The 16,225-nt window shown below is 43.7% G+C and carries 15 protein-coding genes; all 15 read right to left on the minus strand.

The genetic code is table 11. The features are described 5' to 3' along the window. Window positions 1-163 precede the first annotated feature (163 nt). Window positions 164-1,270, minus strand: coding sequence for a TRAP transporter substrate-binding protein (locus tag HUG15_RS13290; protein WP_200123565.1), 1,107 nt, complete (start codon window positions 1,268-1,270; stop codon window positions 164-166). 229 nt (window positions 1,271-1,499) lie between these two features. Continuing rightward, the gene (locus HUG15_RS13295; RefSeq protein WP_200123566.1) at window positions 1,500-2,813 is read right to left on the minus strand and encodes a TRAP transporter large permease; all 1,314 of its coding nucleotides are present in this window, start codon (window positions 2,811-2,813) and stop codon (window positions 1,500-1,502) included. After that, entirely contained in the window at window positions 2,814-3,347 is a 534-nt protein-coding gene (locus HUG15_RS13300) for a TRAP transporter small permease subunit (protein ID WP_200123567.1), read from the minus strand. A 58-nt stretch (window positions 3,348-3,405) separates the two neighbouring features. Then, entirely contained in the window at window positions 3,406-4,527 is a 1,122-nt protein-coding gene (locus HUG15_RS13305) for a TRAP transporter substrate-binding protein (RefSeq protein ID WP_200123568.1), read from the minus strand. Window positions 4,528-4,712: 185 nt separating this feature from the next. Beyond that, complete coding sequence (locus tag HUG15_RS13310; protein ID WP_200123569.1) at window positions 4,713-5,480, minus strand: SDR family NAD(P)-dependent oxidoreductase; 768 nt, start codon at window positions 5,478-5,480, stop codon at window positions 4,713-4,715. 35 nt (window positions 5,481-5,515) lie between these two features. Next, window positions 5,516-6,292 carry an enoyl-CoA hydratase/isomerase family protein gene (locus HUG15_RS13315; RefSeq protein WP_200123570.1) on the minus strand — a complete coding sequence of 259 codons (777 nt, stop codon included), beginning with the start codon at window positions 6,290-6,292 and terminating at the stop codon, window positions 5,516-5,518. A 31-nt stretch (window positions 6,293-6,323) separates the two neighbouring features. After that, entirely contained in the window at window positions 6,324-7,091 is a 768-nt protein-coding gene (locus HUG15_RS13320) for a 3-hydroxyacyl-CoA dehydrogenase (RefSeq protein WP_200123571.1), read from the minus strand. Further along, window positions 7,082-8,029, minus strand: a complete 948-nt coding sequence (locus HUG15_RS13325; RefSeq protein ID WP_246516656.1) for an NAD(P)H-dependent flavin oxidoreductase — start codon at window positions 8,027-8,029, stop codon at window positions 7,082-7,084. The genes HUG15_RS13320 and HUG15_RS13325 overlap by 10 nt, the downstream gene beginning before the upstream one ends. A 55-nt stretch (window positions 8,030-8,084) precedes the next feature. Further along, a complete protein-coding gene (locus tag HUG15_RS13330; RefSeq protein WP_200123573.1) occupies window positions 8,085-8,930 on the minus strand; it encodes a crotonase/enoyl-CoA hydratase family protein in 846 nt (281 codons plus the stop codon). A 17-nt stretch (window positions 8,931-8,947) separates the two neighbouring features. Continuing rightward, window positions 8,948-10,099 carry a thiolase family protein gene (locus HUG15_RS13335; protein WP_200123574.1) on the minus strand — a complete coding sequence of 384 codons (1,152 nt, stop codon included), beginning with the start codon at window positions 10,097-10,099 and terminating at the stop codon, window positions 8,948-8,950. A gap of 2 nt (window positions 10,100-10,101) precedes the next feature. After that, the gene (locus HUG15_RS13340; RefSeq protein WP_200123575.1) at window positions 10,102-11,691 is read right to left on the minus strand and encodes a class I adenylate-forming enzyme family protein; all 1,590 of its coding nucleotides are present in this window, start codon (window positions 11,689-11,691) and stop codon (window positions 10,102-10,104) included. Window positions 11,692-11,704: 13 nt separating this feature from the next. Then, the gene (locus HUG15_RS13345; protein ID WP_246516341.1) at window positions 11,705-12,850 is read right to left on the minus strand and encodes an acyl-CoA dehydrogenase family protein; all 1,146 of its coding nucleotides are present in this window, start codon (window positions 12,848-12,850) and stop codon (window positions 11,705-11,707) included. A gap of 31 nt (window positions 12,851-12,881) precedes the next feature. Further along, window positions 12,882-14,075 carry an acyl-CoA dehydrogenase family protein gene (locus tag HUG15_RS13350; protein ID WP_200123576.1) on the minus strand — a complete coding sequence of 398 codons (1,194 nt, stop codon included), beginning with the start codon at window positions 14,073-14,075 and terminating at the stop codon, window positions 12,882-12,884. Window positions 14,076-14,090: 15 nt separating this feature from the next. Further along, window positions 14,091-14,873 carry an enoyl-CoA hydratase/isomerase family protein gene (locus HUG15_RS13355; RefSeq protein WP_200123577.1) on the minus strand — a complete coding sequence of 261 codons (783 nt, stop codon included), beginning with the start codon at window positions 14,871-14,873 and terminating at the stop codon, window positions 14,091-14,093. A 13-nt stretch (window positions 14,874-14,886) separates the two neighbouring features. Continuing rightward, window positions 14,887-15,693 (minus strand): IclR family transcriptional regulator, encoded by an 807-nt coding sequence (locus HUG15_RS13360; RefSeq protein WP_200123578.1) that lies wholly within the window; start codon window positions 15,691-15,693, stop codon window positions 14,887-14,889. Window positions 15,694-16,225: the final 532 nt, after the last annotated feature.

The raw sequence follows: 16,225 nt of genomic DNA on the forward strand, positions 1-16,225 counted from the left end.
TAATTTTTTTTGTCAATAATATTTTGATGATTTTATTTTAGGCATCCGAAGGATAAGTGCATTAAGTAACAACTTCCTCTTAAAAGAGGCGGATCATTCTTATAAAAAATGATCCGCTCCAACATCACGACATATTAAAATTCTCTTGATTGTAAGATCTTTTTCACTCTAAATACTGATCCATGTAATCTTCTGCCTCCGGATTCTCTTCAATCCATTTTTCATTTTCGATCATCAGGTGCTCTATCATTTGTTCAGTTCGTTCATTTATAGATGCAAAATTGTCCCATACTTTTTCTCGACTCAATTGTTCCATACGCTCGTAATCTTCTTCAGTCATACTGACAAATTCAACTCCATTATTTTCTGCGAATTCGAATACTTCTTGTGTGTATCGTTGTGAACCTTCAATCGCAGCTTCCTCCATTTCCTGACCTGTTTCTAATATAATGTCTTGAATATCTCCAGGTAGATCTTCCCATGAATCCTTACTAATCGCTATATGGGTAACAGCCGGATTAAGCGTTGGAACAGCCAAATAATCAACAGTATCAACAAGACTATAGGTTTCCAGTGCGTAATATGGAAATTGTATTGCATCAATCGTTCCTCTATACAACCCCTCATACTGATCTATTGCCGGCAAGGAGGCTATGCCAGCACCCATTGATTGATTAAAATCAATCGTTAAATTACTTGAAATATTCATTACAATCCCTTCCATATCTTCATTGTTGGAAAGTGGGGTCGTTGACATATACCCAGTTGTACTACTAGGCCAGTAATGTAAAAGTTTTATACCATAATCTTCTAATGCCTCTTCATACAATGCCCCGACTTCGGTTTCTCTCAGTACATGAAGGGTATGTTCTTCACCCATATTCCAATATGGCAGACTGACAAGATTTCCTTCCGGAATTCTTTCCGCCCAATAAGATGGTGAGATATTCTGTATATCAATGGTTCCGTTCGCCAGAGCATCAGCCGATTCGTCTTGACCAACTAATTGGTTACTATAATAGACGTCAAATGTTACACGACCATCCGTTCTTTCTTCTACCAACTCTATAAACTTCTCTTGGGCATAATACTTTGGTTCCCAATCATGCACAGAGGGCGGTAGGGATGAGTGGAAAGTCAATGTATACGTTTCCTCTTCATTAGTTCCACCCTCTATTTCTGCTGATTCCGATGTAACGCATGCAGAAAGAATAAATAGTAGCAGCAAAGATAGAAATACGAACCAATTTCTTTTATCCAAACCATTCACAGCTATCCCCTCCTATTGAATATTCTTTCGTTATCTGCCGAGAATGCTGTGCTATTTATTTTGTAATCGCTTTTATTTTTTCAATTTACAGCATTTCCGATTCCGAGCGTTCCCGAGAAGCCCCGGGGTATTTCCCAGGGCTGATGTCTTTTACTTTCTCAGTATGCGCACAATGGCACACGGTTTATTTCGTACATCGGATCTCTTTTCATTATTCGGCTAATCCGTGTCAATCCATCATCATACCCGGCAACCACATAGCGACTTCCGGGAAGATTAATACGATTACGATCAGCAACAAAAGAAGAAAAACAAAAGGCCATACCGCCGAATAAATTTTTCCGATACTTATTTCCGGCGCTACCCCTTTCATTATAAATAAGCTCAAACCTACGGGTGGCGTGAGGCTTCCTATACAAACGGTGATGATGAATAAGACTCCGAACCAGATCAAATCAAAATCTAAAGCCGTAAGTAAGGGTAAGAAAAAGGGAGCCGTGATTAATAATACAGCCACCGAGTCCATAAACATCCCAAAAATAAGGAATAAAACGAGGATTAGTATTAACACAATCCAGCGGTTATAGTCGGACTCAGAAATCATAGCCGCTAATCCGTCTCCTACTCCCGTTACGGCAACGATACGTGCATAAGCTGCTGCACCTATTAGAATCCAGAACACCATACCGGTTAAACGAGCGGTCATGAGAAATATACTTTTAATATTTTCCAGGTTTAATTTTTTCTTCGTACCTGCGGCACATAATGCACCAACACCACCAACAGCTCCTGCTTCCGTCGGTGTGGCAACCCCAAAATAAATGGATCCAAGCACGATAACAATCACGACCAACGGTAGAATGACCCCACGTAATGAACGAAATTTTTCCCCCCAAGTATAACGCTCTTCAAAATCAATCTTTGGTCCTTTCTCCGGATTTATGAAACATAAAACGAGTGAATAAACAATAAATATCGTCGCTGCCAAAAAACCCGGAACGATTCCGGCCATAAAAAGAGCTGCTGCCGATTCGCCAGATTCCGATGAATAAATGATCATCACAATGCTTGGCGGGATCAGAAGTCCTAACGTACCCCCTGCCATAATAACGCCTAAGGTTAATTTATCGTCATAGCCTCTTTTTAACATGGAGGGCCTGGACACCATCCCCAATGCTGCAGTGGATGCAGAAATAACCCCAACCATGGAGGAAAATATAGCGGCAATCACCGATGTTCCGGCAGCCAGTCCTCCACGAATGCCTCCGAACCAACGGTAAATGACTTCATATAAATCTTCCGCTAAACCACTGTACATCAAAACGGCTGCCATAAAAATATACAAGGGAACGGCTGTGAGGATGGCTTGCGTAACATTTTCATATGAACCTAAAACAAAGCCATCCAGACTAGGAAGGCCGCCCCAATAGATCATTCCGAGAATAATAGATGTGCCTCCGAGGGCAAAGCTTACCGGAATACCCAGAAAAAGAAACAAAAGCAATGATCCAAATAAAATAATCGCTATCATCCATAATTCCATTTATTGACCCTCCCCGGCATCATACAGTTCTTCTCCGGTGATAATAATATAGATGTCGTTGATGACTTTCACCAAGCCTTGGAGACCGATTAAAGCTCCTCCTGCCGGAACGATAAGCCATTGAATCCACAAGGGCATGCCCATCCCCCCCGATGACATGGCGTCGATTTGATAATAATGGATGACATAATCCATACCTAACCAAATTAATGTGATCGCCATCAGAAATAAAAAGGCAGCACTAATCAAATCTACGAAACATTTGTGTCTTCTTGAAAACCTTTCAAAAAATAAATCAATGCGGACATGGTATCCCATAGCCAATGCATATCCACCAAGGCCAAAAGCGATGATACCAGTGCTCCACGTTGATAGGTCGAACGCCCATGCGGTAGGGGAGCTAAAGAAATACCTTAAGAGCACATCGACAAAAAGCAATACACTGACGACAGCGATTAATGCGCCCATGATCCATACCATCGATTTATTTATTTTTGTGATCCCATCCATGATCATGATAACGGAGCGTTTCATTGACATCCCCTCACGTTCATAAATTTGTAAGTGGCTTGTACCAACATCTTATACAAGACTAATCTAGATACTGGTCCATGTAATTTTCTGCTTCAGGGTTTTCTTCCAGCCACTTCTCATTTTCCATAAGTAATGATTCGACCATTTGTTCTGTACGATCATTCACAGACGCAAAGTCTTCCCAAACGGTTTCCTGGGCAAGCTGTTCCATTTCCTCAAAATCTCCTTCAGACATGTTGATCAATTCTACTCCATGGTCTTCAGCAAATTCAAAGATTTCTTGATCATAACTCGGTCCCACTTCCGCTGTAGTTTCTTCCATTTCTTGTGCTGTCTCCATCATAATGTCTTGGATATCCTCGGGAAGTTCGTTCCAAGTGGACTGGCTCATCGCAACCATCCCTACAGACGGATTAAAGGTTGGAACGGATAAATAATCAATAACATCAACATATCTTATGCTCTCTAATGAATAATATGGGAACTGTATGGTATCGATCGTTCCCCTATATAGTCCCTCATATTGTTCTGCCACCGATAAAGACGCAGTCCCGGCACCCACTTCTTCGTTAAAATTTATTGCAAAATTACTGGTGGTATTTATAATCGATCCCTGCATAGCTTCAACATCAGAAATAGGAGAAGTGGACATATACCCAGATGTCCCGCTGATCCAATAGTTTAAAAGCTTTATATCATATTCTTCCAATGCCTGTTCATACAGCATACCTACTTTCGTTTCTTGTAATATATGAAGGGAATGCTCTGCCCCCATATTCCAGTAAGGCAAATTAACGATAAAACCTTCCGGTATCCTTTCTGCCCAATAATCAGGAGATGTCATTTGTATATCAATGGTTCCATTTGCAAGTGCATCGACGGATTCATCCTGTCCTACCAATTGATTATTATAATAAACATCAAACGTTACACGCCCATCCGTCCTTTTTTCAACCAAGTCCATGAACCTTTCCTGGACATGATACAAGGGATCAAAGTCGTCCGATTCATCTTTTGGTGTGTAGGAAGAATGATAAATTAAATTATAAGTGTCTGCTTCAATTCTTCCCTCGTCCCCTATTGTTGGCATAACAGTAGACGGAGTAAAGCATGCTGAGATAACAAGTATTAGAAATATAAATGAAACAACCTGCTTACCATGCATTGTCAATTGCTTCATCGTTATCTCCTTTCGTCACTATTTCCCTGTTCATTGTTTCTCATTTTTCAATCCTTAAGAAATCGCTTACAATGCTTTTTGAGCCCTAGCAAATAGTCGACTCAGTAACAAAAGGGGGCGATGCCCATCCGCTGACAGCCCCCTCAATATATAAGTAACCTTTTTTCATATACCCCCGACTCAAATCAGCCCTGCCGCGGACCGCCCTCCACTTTAATCGTCTCCGCCGTAATATAAGAAGATGCCTCGCTTGCCAGATAAAGACAAGCGTTCAAAATATCTTCCGGTACTCCGATTCTCCCTACAGGAATTTTATTTCTATATTCTTGTTCTTTTTTTTCGGTCGGTATTAACACATCTTTAGTCCCCTCGGTTACGATCAACCCCGGAGCAATGCAGTTCACAAGTATATTATACTTCGACCACTCCAAAGCGAGGGTTTCGGTCAAACTAATGACACCGGCTTTGGCTGCGCCATAGGCTCCCAAGCCCGGGGAGGGTCGAATGCCTGCCATCGAACTTACATTAATAATCCGGCCTCCGTCTTGCTCAGCCATAAATGGCCGGACGGCAGCGCAACAATTAAAGACTTGATCCAAATTATTACGGGTAATCGCCGAGAATGCATTTGGTGATAGCTCATCCAATGAATGCCCGAAACTTCCTCCCGCGTTATTGATTAGTAGATCGATTCTTCCAAACCGCTCATTGGCTTTTTTCATTAACGCTACGACATCATCATACTCTCTCATATCCGCTTGCACAGGAAGTACTTCTCCACCGGTTTTCTCTATTTCTTCAATCAGTGGTTTGAGTTTTTCATATTTCCTGCTGTTAACGACAACTTTAGCGCCTTCTTCGGCAAATCCCGTTGCAAGTCTATGTCCGATCCCTTGAGAACTCCCGGTAATGATGACAACTTTGTCTTTAACCGAAAAGTCTTTTAAGCTCAATTTGAGCACCTCCAAATACCTCGTTCGTATGCCGATTACTCGTGCGTAAACACCGGACGTCTTTTTTCGATAAATGCACTGATGCCTTCTTTTGCATCCTTCGTCTCGAAAAGCCCGTCAAAAAGTTCACGCTCCATTTTAAGGCCTTCCTCCAGCGGTTTTTCCGTTCCTTCATTCACTAATTGCTTAATGCGGCTGAGTGCCTGAAGGGACTGCCGTGCAATCTTCGTCGCTAATTCTTGCGCAGTAGCCAGCCCTTCTCCTTGCGGAACGACTTTGCTGACAATGCCGAGCTGAAGCGCTTCATCGGCTGCCACTTGTGAACCAGTAAACATTATCTCTTTTGCTTTGGAGGGGCCGACGATTTTAGGCAACCTTTGCGTACCGCCGCCTCCCGGTAGCAATCCAAGCTTTACCTCCGGCAGACCGACGCTTGCATGTTCTTCAGCGATACGAATATCACATGTTAACGCAACTTCAAGGCCACCGCCTAATGTATAGCCGTTAAGCATTGCAATGGTGGGCTTCGGCGTATTTTCAATCACACTAAAAACATCCATCGATGTGGAAGATGCTTCTTGCTCCGCTTCTTTATCCCGATCCGGAAACTCTTTAATATCTGCCCCGGCCATAAATGCACGTTCCCCGGCACCTGTTAAGATGATCGCAACAACTTCGTTATCTGTCTTTAAATCTGTGAAAACTTCAGCTAGGTCTTTTCTCATTTGCGCGCCCAATGTATTCATCGGAGGATTGTCCATCGTTACGGTTGCAATTCCTTGCTCCTTGCTTACGGATACAACTTCAGCCATTTATAATCTCCCTTTCTATTTTTTATTTCCTTTATTTAGGCTGCATACGAATCGCGCCATCAAGACGAATCGTTTCGCCATTAAGCATGGGGTTCTCGATGATGCTTTTCGCCATTTGCCCAAATTCATCAGGATAGCCAAGCCGTTTAGGGAATGGCGTCATTTCTCCCAATGCGCTTTTTACTTTTTCGGGCGCGTTCCCGAACAATGGTGTTTCAAACAATCCCGGAGCGATCGTTGATACTCGAATGCCCAAGCTGGCTAAGTCTCTTGCAATCGGCAACGTCATCCCAACAATTCCGCCTTTTGAAGCACTGTACGAGGCTTGCCCCATTTGCCCCTCGAAAGCAGCGACAGATGCTGTATTAATGATGACGCCTCTTTCTTCATGCTCATTTGGTTCATTGGCGCTCATTTTCTCCGACGCAAGGCGGATGGCATTGAATGTTCCGATCAAATTAACTTGAATCACTTTTTGGAAATGTCCGAGGTCGTGCACTCCTTTTTTGCCATACGTTTTTTGTGCACCGCCAATCCCCGCGCAATTTACCAAGACATTCATATAGCCAAATTTTGCTACAGTTTCATCTAACGCGGATTGTACACTTTCCTCATCCGTAACGTCTGTTTGAATATAAATGACATTTTCTCCGAGAGACTGAGCCAGGTCCTGTCCTTTCTCTTCGTTAAGGTCGAGGATCGCTGCCTTTCCTCCATTAGACACGATGTTTTTTACAACGGCTTCTCCCAGCCCGGAAGAACCTCCGGTAACGACGGCTACATTGTTCTTTAGTTCCATGTTTGATAAACTCCTCTCGTTATACGTTCCTTAGACTTGTCATAAGCACCTTTTAGTTCATCAACAACTTCTTGCACAGTCTGAACTTCGCGGATGGACCCAACACCTTGGCCGGCACCCCATACATCTTTCCAGGCTTTTACTTCTTTATTTCGAAGTTCCGAGAAATTAATCTCTTCTTTTTTCTGGAGGTTATTAGGGTCAAGACCGGCATTTTGAATGCTCGGAATAAGGTAATTTGCGTTGACGCCGCTGAACGCATCCGTGTAAATGATATCTTCGATGGAAGATTCCACAATCATATCTTTGTATCCTCGCGGAGCCATACTTTCTTCCGTCGGAATGAACCGTGTGCCAACATATGCAAAATCTGCTCCAAGTACTTCGGTGGCCAGAATATCTTCTCCTGTTGTCATCCCTCCGGATAAAGCGATTGGGCCATAAAAAAATTCTCTGATTTCATGGATAAAAGAAAAAGGATTAAATGTCCCCGCGTGGCCACCAGCACCGTTTGCAACGAGTACTAATCCATCCGCCCCTTTTTCGATGGCTTTTTTGGCGAATTTTATATTGATGACGTCGGATAAAACAAAGCCTCCATATTTGTCAACGACTTCAACAACAGGGCTTGGGTCCCCTAAAGATGTAATAACAACTGGGGGCTGATATTTTTCAATCAGTTTAAGATCTTCTTTGTATCGTTTATTCGACTTATGGACGATAAAGTTAATCCCCCACGGGCCAATGTTTCTTTCAGGATTTTCTCGTTTTAATGTAGCTAATTCCTCGTTTATTTGCTTCATCCATTCTTCCAAAATCGTATTCGTACGAGCATTTAGTGCTGGAAAGGTGCCCATGATGCCAGAGGCGCAAGTATTGATCACCATTCTGGCATCATTGATCAAAAACATCGGTGCCATAATAACCGGCAAGTCCATTGATTGTTTCAGATGTTCTATTTTTCTGTTCACCTTTATTAACTCCTTCATAACATCAGCTCTTAAACGTACGTTCTTCCCACCATGGATAAAATTCCGGCATATCTGTGCTCGGTTTCATGTCAAAATTCGGTTCGCGTTTTTCAAGAAAAGAATTAACACCTTCCCGTGCGTCCTCCCGTTTGCCAACCCAATAGAGGTACTTCGATTCTATTTTGTGCGCTTCCATTGGGTGATCAGCACCCATCATTTTCCACATTAACTGCCTGGAAAGCGCTACTGAAATGGCAGATGTATTGTCCGCAATTTCTCGACCCAGGGAAACAGCCGTATCCATGAGTTCTCCAAGGGGAACTACGTTGCTTACAAGATTCTTTTCCAACGCTTCTTCTGCCTTGAAAATCCTACCTGTAGAGACCCACTCCATCGCTTGGCTAATGCCCACAATACGCGGTAAAAACCATCCGCTGCACGCCTCTTGCGTGATCCCCCGTCTTGCAAATACAAAGCCCATCTTTGCTTTATCTGAAGCAATACGAACATCCATCGGTAGCGTCATCGTTGCGCCTATACCAACTGCCGGTCCATTAATGGCTGCTATGATCGGTTTTTTTAATTCATAAATACGTAATGCCAATATCCCGCCGCCATCGCGGTGTTCTTCGATCGAGCCTTCAAAACCGAACGTCTCGCCACCCTTTTCCAAATCAGCCCCGGCACAAAAAGCTCTGCCTTCACCCGTTACGATGACAACCCTGACCTCATCATCCGAATCTGCACGATCCAGTGCGTGTATGAAATCATTCTGCATTTGACGGTTATACGCATTTAGCTGATCCGGGCGATTGAGGGTGATCGTCATAATCTTGTTACTGACATCAACCTTGATCGTCTCGTACATGATTGAATCTCCCTTCCTCAATTTATACGCTCAATGATGGTCGCGTTCGCCATACCGCCTCCTTCACACATTGTTTGCAATCCGTAACGTCCGCCGGTGCGTTCCAATTCATGCACCATCGTTGTCATTAATCGGGCGCCACTTGCACCGAGCGGATGGCCCAAGGCAATTGCGCCTCCATTAGGATTAAGCTTTTTGGGATCAGCCCCGGTTTCTTCTAGCCAGGCGAGTGGTACGGGAGCAAAAGCTTCATTGACTTCATACATATCGATATCATTGATGGTCAAACCTGCTTTTTTCAGCACTTTTTCAGTGGCAGGAATCGGCCCGGTTAACATCATCGTTGGGTCAGATCCCACAACGGATCGCGCTAAAACGCGGAAGCGCGGTTTAAGCCCAAGCTGCTCTGCTTTATCTCTGGACATGAGGACAAGCGCCGCTGCCCCATCGCTAATTTGGCTTGAATTTCCGGGATGAATGACCCCGTTTTCTTGAAATGCGGGCTTTAAACTGCCAAGCTTCTCGAGCGTCGATCCTTTTCTCGGACCGGAATCCTCCCGTACAATTGTCTGTTCCCCTTCCGGCGTCGTCACTTCCAATGGCATGATTTCTTTCTCAAAGCGCCCTTCTTGTTGCGCCTGTAAAGCACGTTCATGGCTTTCTAATGAAAATTCATCCAGTTGTTGCCGGCTCATCCCCCACTTTTCGGCAATACGCTCTGCCGACAGCCCTTGATTGATCATCTCATAGCGCGATGTTAATTCTTCGCTCCGCTCTGCTCCCTTATAAGTTGAGCCCATTGGAACTCTGGACATATTTTCGACGCCCGCAGCAACGACAACATCCATATCTCCACTAGCAATCGCTTGGGCGGCAAAATGAACCGCTTGTTGACTAGAGCCGCATTGCCGGTCAACGGTCGTGCCGGGCACTTCCGTCGGATAGTCGGCAATTAAAGCAGCAACTCTTCCTATGTTTAGCGCTTGTTCTCCAATCTGGGAAACACAACCCATAATGACGTCTTCCACATGCTCTGGAGATAACCCGCCCCGGTTTGCTGCTTCTTTTAGAACTTTTGCTGCCAATTCATCGGGTCTAGTCCCACTTAGTAAACCATCTCTTCTCCCTACCGGTGTTCTCACTGCATCTACAATGACTGCTTCACGCATTGTTATCTTCCTTTCATATGTTCATAGTTTTTGTTATTCGCTGTATACTGTTCTTTCAAAACGTTCTTAAGAATTTTCCCGGTTGAATTTCGGGGTAATTCAGAAACAAACGTGACGTAACCGGGCTTTTTGAAACTTGTCATATTCTCCCGACAATATTGAATGATGGCTTCTGCATCCGGCTGGTTGTTCTCGTCTTTCGGGACGATGATGGCCATCACTTCTTGTCCCCACTCAAGGCTCGGAACGGGGATGACCGAAACCTCATGCACCTCCGGATGCTGGCTAATGACTCCCTCAACCTCCAAAGGAGATATATTTTCGCCGCCTCGTATAATTAGCTCGTCGCTTCTTCCCATAATATAAAGGTAGCCATCTTCATCCAAATAACCCATGTCACTGGATTGAAACCAGCCATCTGAAGTGAATGCCTGTTGTGTAGATGTTTCATCTCCTAAATAACCAGCCATCGTGCGTAATGTTAATAGCTCCACACGCCCCACCTTTTCGGGGGGAAGCACATTTCCTTTTTCATCACAAATACGTATACGTACATCAGGTAACGGACGACCAACAGAATGCAGACGTTTTTTCTGTTTTTCAAGCGCCTCTCCCGTTCCGGATAATTGATGATCACTTGGACCTAAAGCAGTTACCGTCGACATCGTTTCCGTCATCCCAAAAGCATGAGAAAAATCTGTCGTTTCCGGGAACCTTCGCATTGTCTCTTCGATAATGGTGATGGATGCCGGTGCCGAACCGTACGTAACTAATTTCAAGCTCGATAAATCATAGCGATCAAACTCTTTATGATCCAATACGTGTTTCATCATCGTCGGGGTCAGGAAAGTGCGGGTGCATTTCTCAGTATGGACCTTCTCAAGCCATACCTGTGCATCAAACTGCGGAATTAATACGAAACGGACACCTTTGTAAATGCCGATAATTGCATTTAGTAGCCCAGCCACATGAAAATTTGGCACATGTTGGAGCAAAACTTCTTGTTCCTTATTTTCTGAAGAGGGGTAGACGTTTAAAAAATTGTACACTGCTTGGTGCGTAAGCATCACCGGTTTAGGGTGAGACGTCGTTCCACTTGTAAATAAAAGAACGGCAAGATCCTCTTCTGTCCCCTCATGGGCTGATTTTGTTTGAACGCCACGCTTCAAAAGGTCTTTGTAAAATATTGCATCCTCATGATCCCCTTCAAATAACACAACATTTTCCAATGAAAGCACATGACGCTTCACCTGTTGAACCATCGGGTAGTAACGTTCCCCGACAAAAACCATTTTTATATCCACCCGATCCAACATGTATTCCAATTCTTGTGCTTTTGCCCGGTAATTGATAGGTACGAAGACGGCACCCAATGATACAGTCGCAAAAAGGATTTCAAAAAATTCATACCGGTTAGTATCAATAAAAGCAACACGGTCATTTTTTTGCACACCTGCCGCCTTCATGGCAGATGCCAGTCGTTGTGTGCGTTCAAGTTCTTCGTGATATGTTGCTTGGTATTCTCCGTCCGTCACCATTTCCAGTTCACCGAAATTTTCTGCTGACCTCTCGAACAGTTTGCCTAAATGCATGATTAAGCCTCCATTACCAACCTAATTCACCGGCAGCGATTTCAAGGCAGTCGTCTGAAGATCCAAGGTAATTTTCTAGTGCACGCGCACGTTTTAAAAATAAATGGCAATCAAATTCCCACGTGAATCCCATTCCGCCGTGAATTTGAACATTGTCACTTGCCGTCCGGACAAATGCTTCCGAGGTGAAAGAACGTGCAAGCGCGATTGCTTCTACCATATCGTCAGCGTTATTTTCCAAGGCCCAAGCTGCATAATAGGTGAGCGACCGTGAACTTTCCAAATCCATTCTCATATCTACGATGCGATGCTTAATAGATTGAAAGCGCCCGATCGGTTGGCCAAATTGCATCCGTGTTTGCCCATATTCATTCGCCATTTCTACAACTCTATCGATGCCGCCAACCATCATTGAACATAAAGCGACATGTAAATCGTTTATGGCGAATTGCAAAGCGCCCCAGCCTGCATGTTTCGGTCCTAACAGCTGTTGTTTAGCTACTTTTGTTTCCTCAAACGCTATTCTTACTATTTTTCTCGTTTGCTCTAAACTTTGTTGTTCTTGTATCTTTACGTTTGCATCCTCCCGGTCAACCAATAGCAAGGAAATGCCGTACTCGCTATGAATCCCCCCTGTACGGACAGGTACAATTAACGTATCAGCCACGTCCCCGTGTGGGATTAATATTTTTGTTCCGTTCAGTGTATAGTCTCCATCACCCTCGCTTGCGGTCAATTGGATATTTGCCGGGGCAATTTCCCCATTTAATTCATGGAGGGCCAGTGTCAGTTTCCGTTTACCATCTACAATTTCCGGCAAATACTTCTCCTTTTGTTCATCCGTTCCATAAGCCTCCAGTAGAGGAACCGCCACTGCCATCGTTTCCGGATAAGGCCCGGGGATGATGGCACGTCCCATCTCTTCTAATATCGGAACCAAACTAAGCGATCCTTGTCCAAGCCCGCCATAGCTTTCCGAAACATTAACGCCCAAATACCCTTGTTGGGCTAAGCCATGCCACATATCTTGCAAAATGTTCACTTCCCCGTCCATGTAACGACGTGGAATTTCTAACCCCCCTTTTGATTTTAGGTATTGCCGCGTTGACGTTTGGAACATTTCTTGATCTTCATTTAATGCGAAATCCACCTTATCCACCCCTTCTCATCCTTGAAAATTGTGCAACTTATTAATATTTTACATCTTTCGGCAATCCGAGCATTCGTTCCGCGATGATATTCTTTTGAATTTCAGAAGTGCCTCCCTCGATAGTGAAACCAAACGACCGCAAATAATTTTCCTGCCAATCCGATGATACGATTGCATCTTCTTTCCACAATACGTTCCCCGAACCACTTAATGTCATTGCATAGGCGTACATTTCTTTAGCCAATTCACTGGATGCCATTTTATCCATGGATCCTTCAGGTCCCGGACGACCGGTGCGTATGATGTTTGTCAGATGTCGATAGTAATTCATCAAAAGTGCTCTCGACCTGGCCCGGAAACGGGTAAGGTTTTGGCGCACGATTGGATCCTTAATCAGTGAGCGACCATTCTTTTGCAAGGTTTTCGCCAAGTCAACCAACTCCTCAAACTGCTTCTGGATGGCAAACGTTCTTCTGGCTACTCCGACTCGTTCGTGACTTAATAGGATGAGCGATACTTTCCACCCCTCGTTAATTTCGCCGACGATATCTTCATCATAAGCAATGGCATCCGTGAAAAACATTTCATTAAAAATTGGATTATCATCGATTGATCTGATTGGCTTTGTTTCTACACCTTCTTGATTCATGTCAACTAAGAAAGCAGTGATTCCGTTGTGTTTTTTTCCGCTATTATCGGTTCTGGCCAATAAAAAACATTGATCGGCATAATGAGCGTAACTCGTCCAAACTTTTTGACCATTGATGACCCACCGGTCTCCCTTTTTTTCGGCTCTCGTTTGTATCGCTGCTAAATCAGAACCTGCATTCGGCTCAGAATAGCCTTGGCACCATATTTCTTCACCGTTTAAAATTTTATGAACGTACCGATTTTTTTGCTCTTCGGTCCCAATTTGAAGTAAAGTCGGGCCAACCATTGCAGTGCCAATGATGTTCAAAACAGGTGGGGCACTAACCCTGACCATTTCTTGTTCGTAAATGACTTGTTCGATCAGAGAAGCTTCTCTGCCCCCATACTCTTTTGGCCAAGAAATGCCTGCCCATTTCCCTTCATATAGTTTGCGTTGCCAATCACGAAGGAAAATTCCTTTTTCTTTTTCATCTTTAGGGAGCGTGCGTTTTCCGTCCATCCAACCTGTCGGCAAATTTGTTTCTAACCACGCCCTCAGTTCCTCCTGAAAAGCTTTTTCTGTCGCTGAATACGAAAAATCCATTATGTAAATCCTCCTTTATTTTCCCGTGAAATTTGGCTCCCTTTTCTCAAAAAACGCTTGTACACCTTCTTTAAAATCTTCAGTTTGAAAACATATATCTTGGCCTTGAGCTTCCATTTCCAATAAATTTTTCAAATCCTTGTTCAAATGCTCATTCATAATTTTTTTCGTCATTCCCATTGATGCCGTTGCTTTTTTTCCTAATTTCTCTGCCATATCAATGGCTTCCGGCAACAATTGGTCGGAAGAAACAACACGATTCACAATTCCAAACCTTTGCGCATCATCAGCAGAAACCCGTTCCCCTAAAAACATGAGCTCTTTCGCACGTTGGGTCCCAATTAACGCGGGAAGAAAATGCATGGCCGCGAAATCCGGGATTAAGCCAATGTTTACAAAACTTTGAACGAAAAAAGCTTCGTCGGAAGCTACGATGAGATCACTAAGCAATGTCAAACTGAAACCTGCCCCGGCAGCCGCTCCATTGACAGCTGCAATGATCGGCTTTTCCATGCTCAGCATCTTCAGAAGCAAAGGATGGGACTCTTGCAGCCTTTTCCTGCCTTCCAGAGGTTTTATCTCTTTTTTCATGGCCGAGATGTCCCCACCTGCTGAAAAACCCTTACCCGATCCCGTTAAAATGATACATTTAATATCATCATCTTGTTCCGCATCTTCCAATGCTTGCAGTAATGCCATCCTCATCTCCATCGCCAACGCATTACGTGTTTCCGGTTGATTCAAGTAGATGATGTTCGTACTTCCCTGTTTTTCATTAATGATAAATTGCTTCTTCATTTTGACACCTTCCCTATACGAATAAGTTGTTTTCTTGTCCTTTAATTTTTGCACTAATCCGATCGGCCGCATCTTTTAACAATTCCCCTTTTGGAATCAGCTCGTGTTCGTCATACTGTGCAGTCATTCCGAACAAATTGATCGTCATGTCCACATTGTCATCCATATTGAAAATCGGCGCGGCTACCCCGAAGATCCCATTGATGGATTCCCCAAAATTGGTTGCATATCCATAATCACGGATAACGGGAAAATCTGCTTTTAGCTGATCGATTTCTTGATCGGATAATGGGCGTTGCTCTTTTACCTCTTGGAGCAGTTCATTCGATGCTTCTTCTTCCATATACGCGAGTAGGCATTTTCCGTATGCGCCATCCACAATCGAAAAGTGCCTGCCCACCGAAACATTAACGCCGAAATCGCCCCCTTCGCTTTTGGCAACAATCGTTGTGCGTGTTTTGCCAATTCGATTAACGAGCACGGACGTTAGACCGGTTCGTTCGGATAGTTCCTCCAAATAAGGAAGGATAATGGTAATATCCAATGAGTTTTCTTTCGCCCTTTCGCCTAAAACCACTAAATAAGGCCCCAGACTGTACTGTTTTGAACGTTTGTTATAATGAACAACAGAATGTTCCCTAAGTTGTTGCAATACGCGATAACACGTGGTCGGTTGTAATTCGAGGGCATTGGCAATTTCGGTCAAATTGCTTTGGCTGAATTTTTTTCGGCTTAACAGCGTCAAAATTCTAAATGCAATTTCCACGGCAGGTACACTATATTTTCTTTTACCTTTTTCTGTCTCGTTTGTTTTTGACATATTCATTCTCCTTCGTGCGTGAACCATATTATGTAATCGCTTTCAAATATAGATGATAATTTTATTTTATATATTACAAAGTTTTTTGTCAATGAAAATTTAAAGTGAGCTTTTTGTGCTGTGCCGTCTTTTCGCTTTAGGCATAAAAATGGGACTGGGGGCTCACCTTGTTTTATACTGCATCTTCCGCGAACCAACCGCCTCTATTTATAGATCACTCGTTTTTATATGCCGCCAAAACAAGCATTACGTGCTGCAACACCCCTTGGAAAGATGATAAGGATGCTGAACATATCGTGTTTTGTTGCATTTGCGGACTCATATGAGGGTCGGGAAACATTATGAGTCCGCTAAACCTATTTCCTGAGGACTCTTATGGTTTCCGGGCAGCGCTTTGAGTCCTCCAAACCCTTTTCTGAGGACTCTCATGGGGCCTGGGCAGCGCTTTGAGTCCTCCAAACCCTTTCCTGAGGACTCTCATGGTTTCCGGGCAGCACAAAAAGTCCCCAAAACCCATTCTCGTGGGCAAAAC

The organism is Salicibibacter cibarius (genome assembly GCF_016495725.1).
GTDB lineage: Bacteria > Bacillota > Bacilli > Bacillales > Marinococcaceae > Salicibibacter > Salicibibacter cibarius.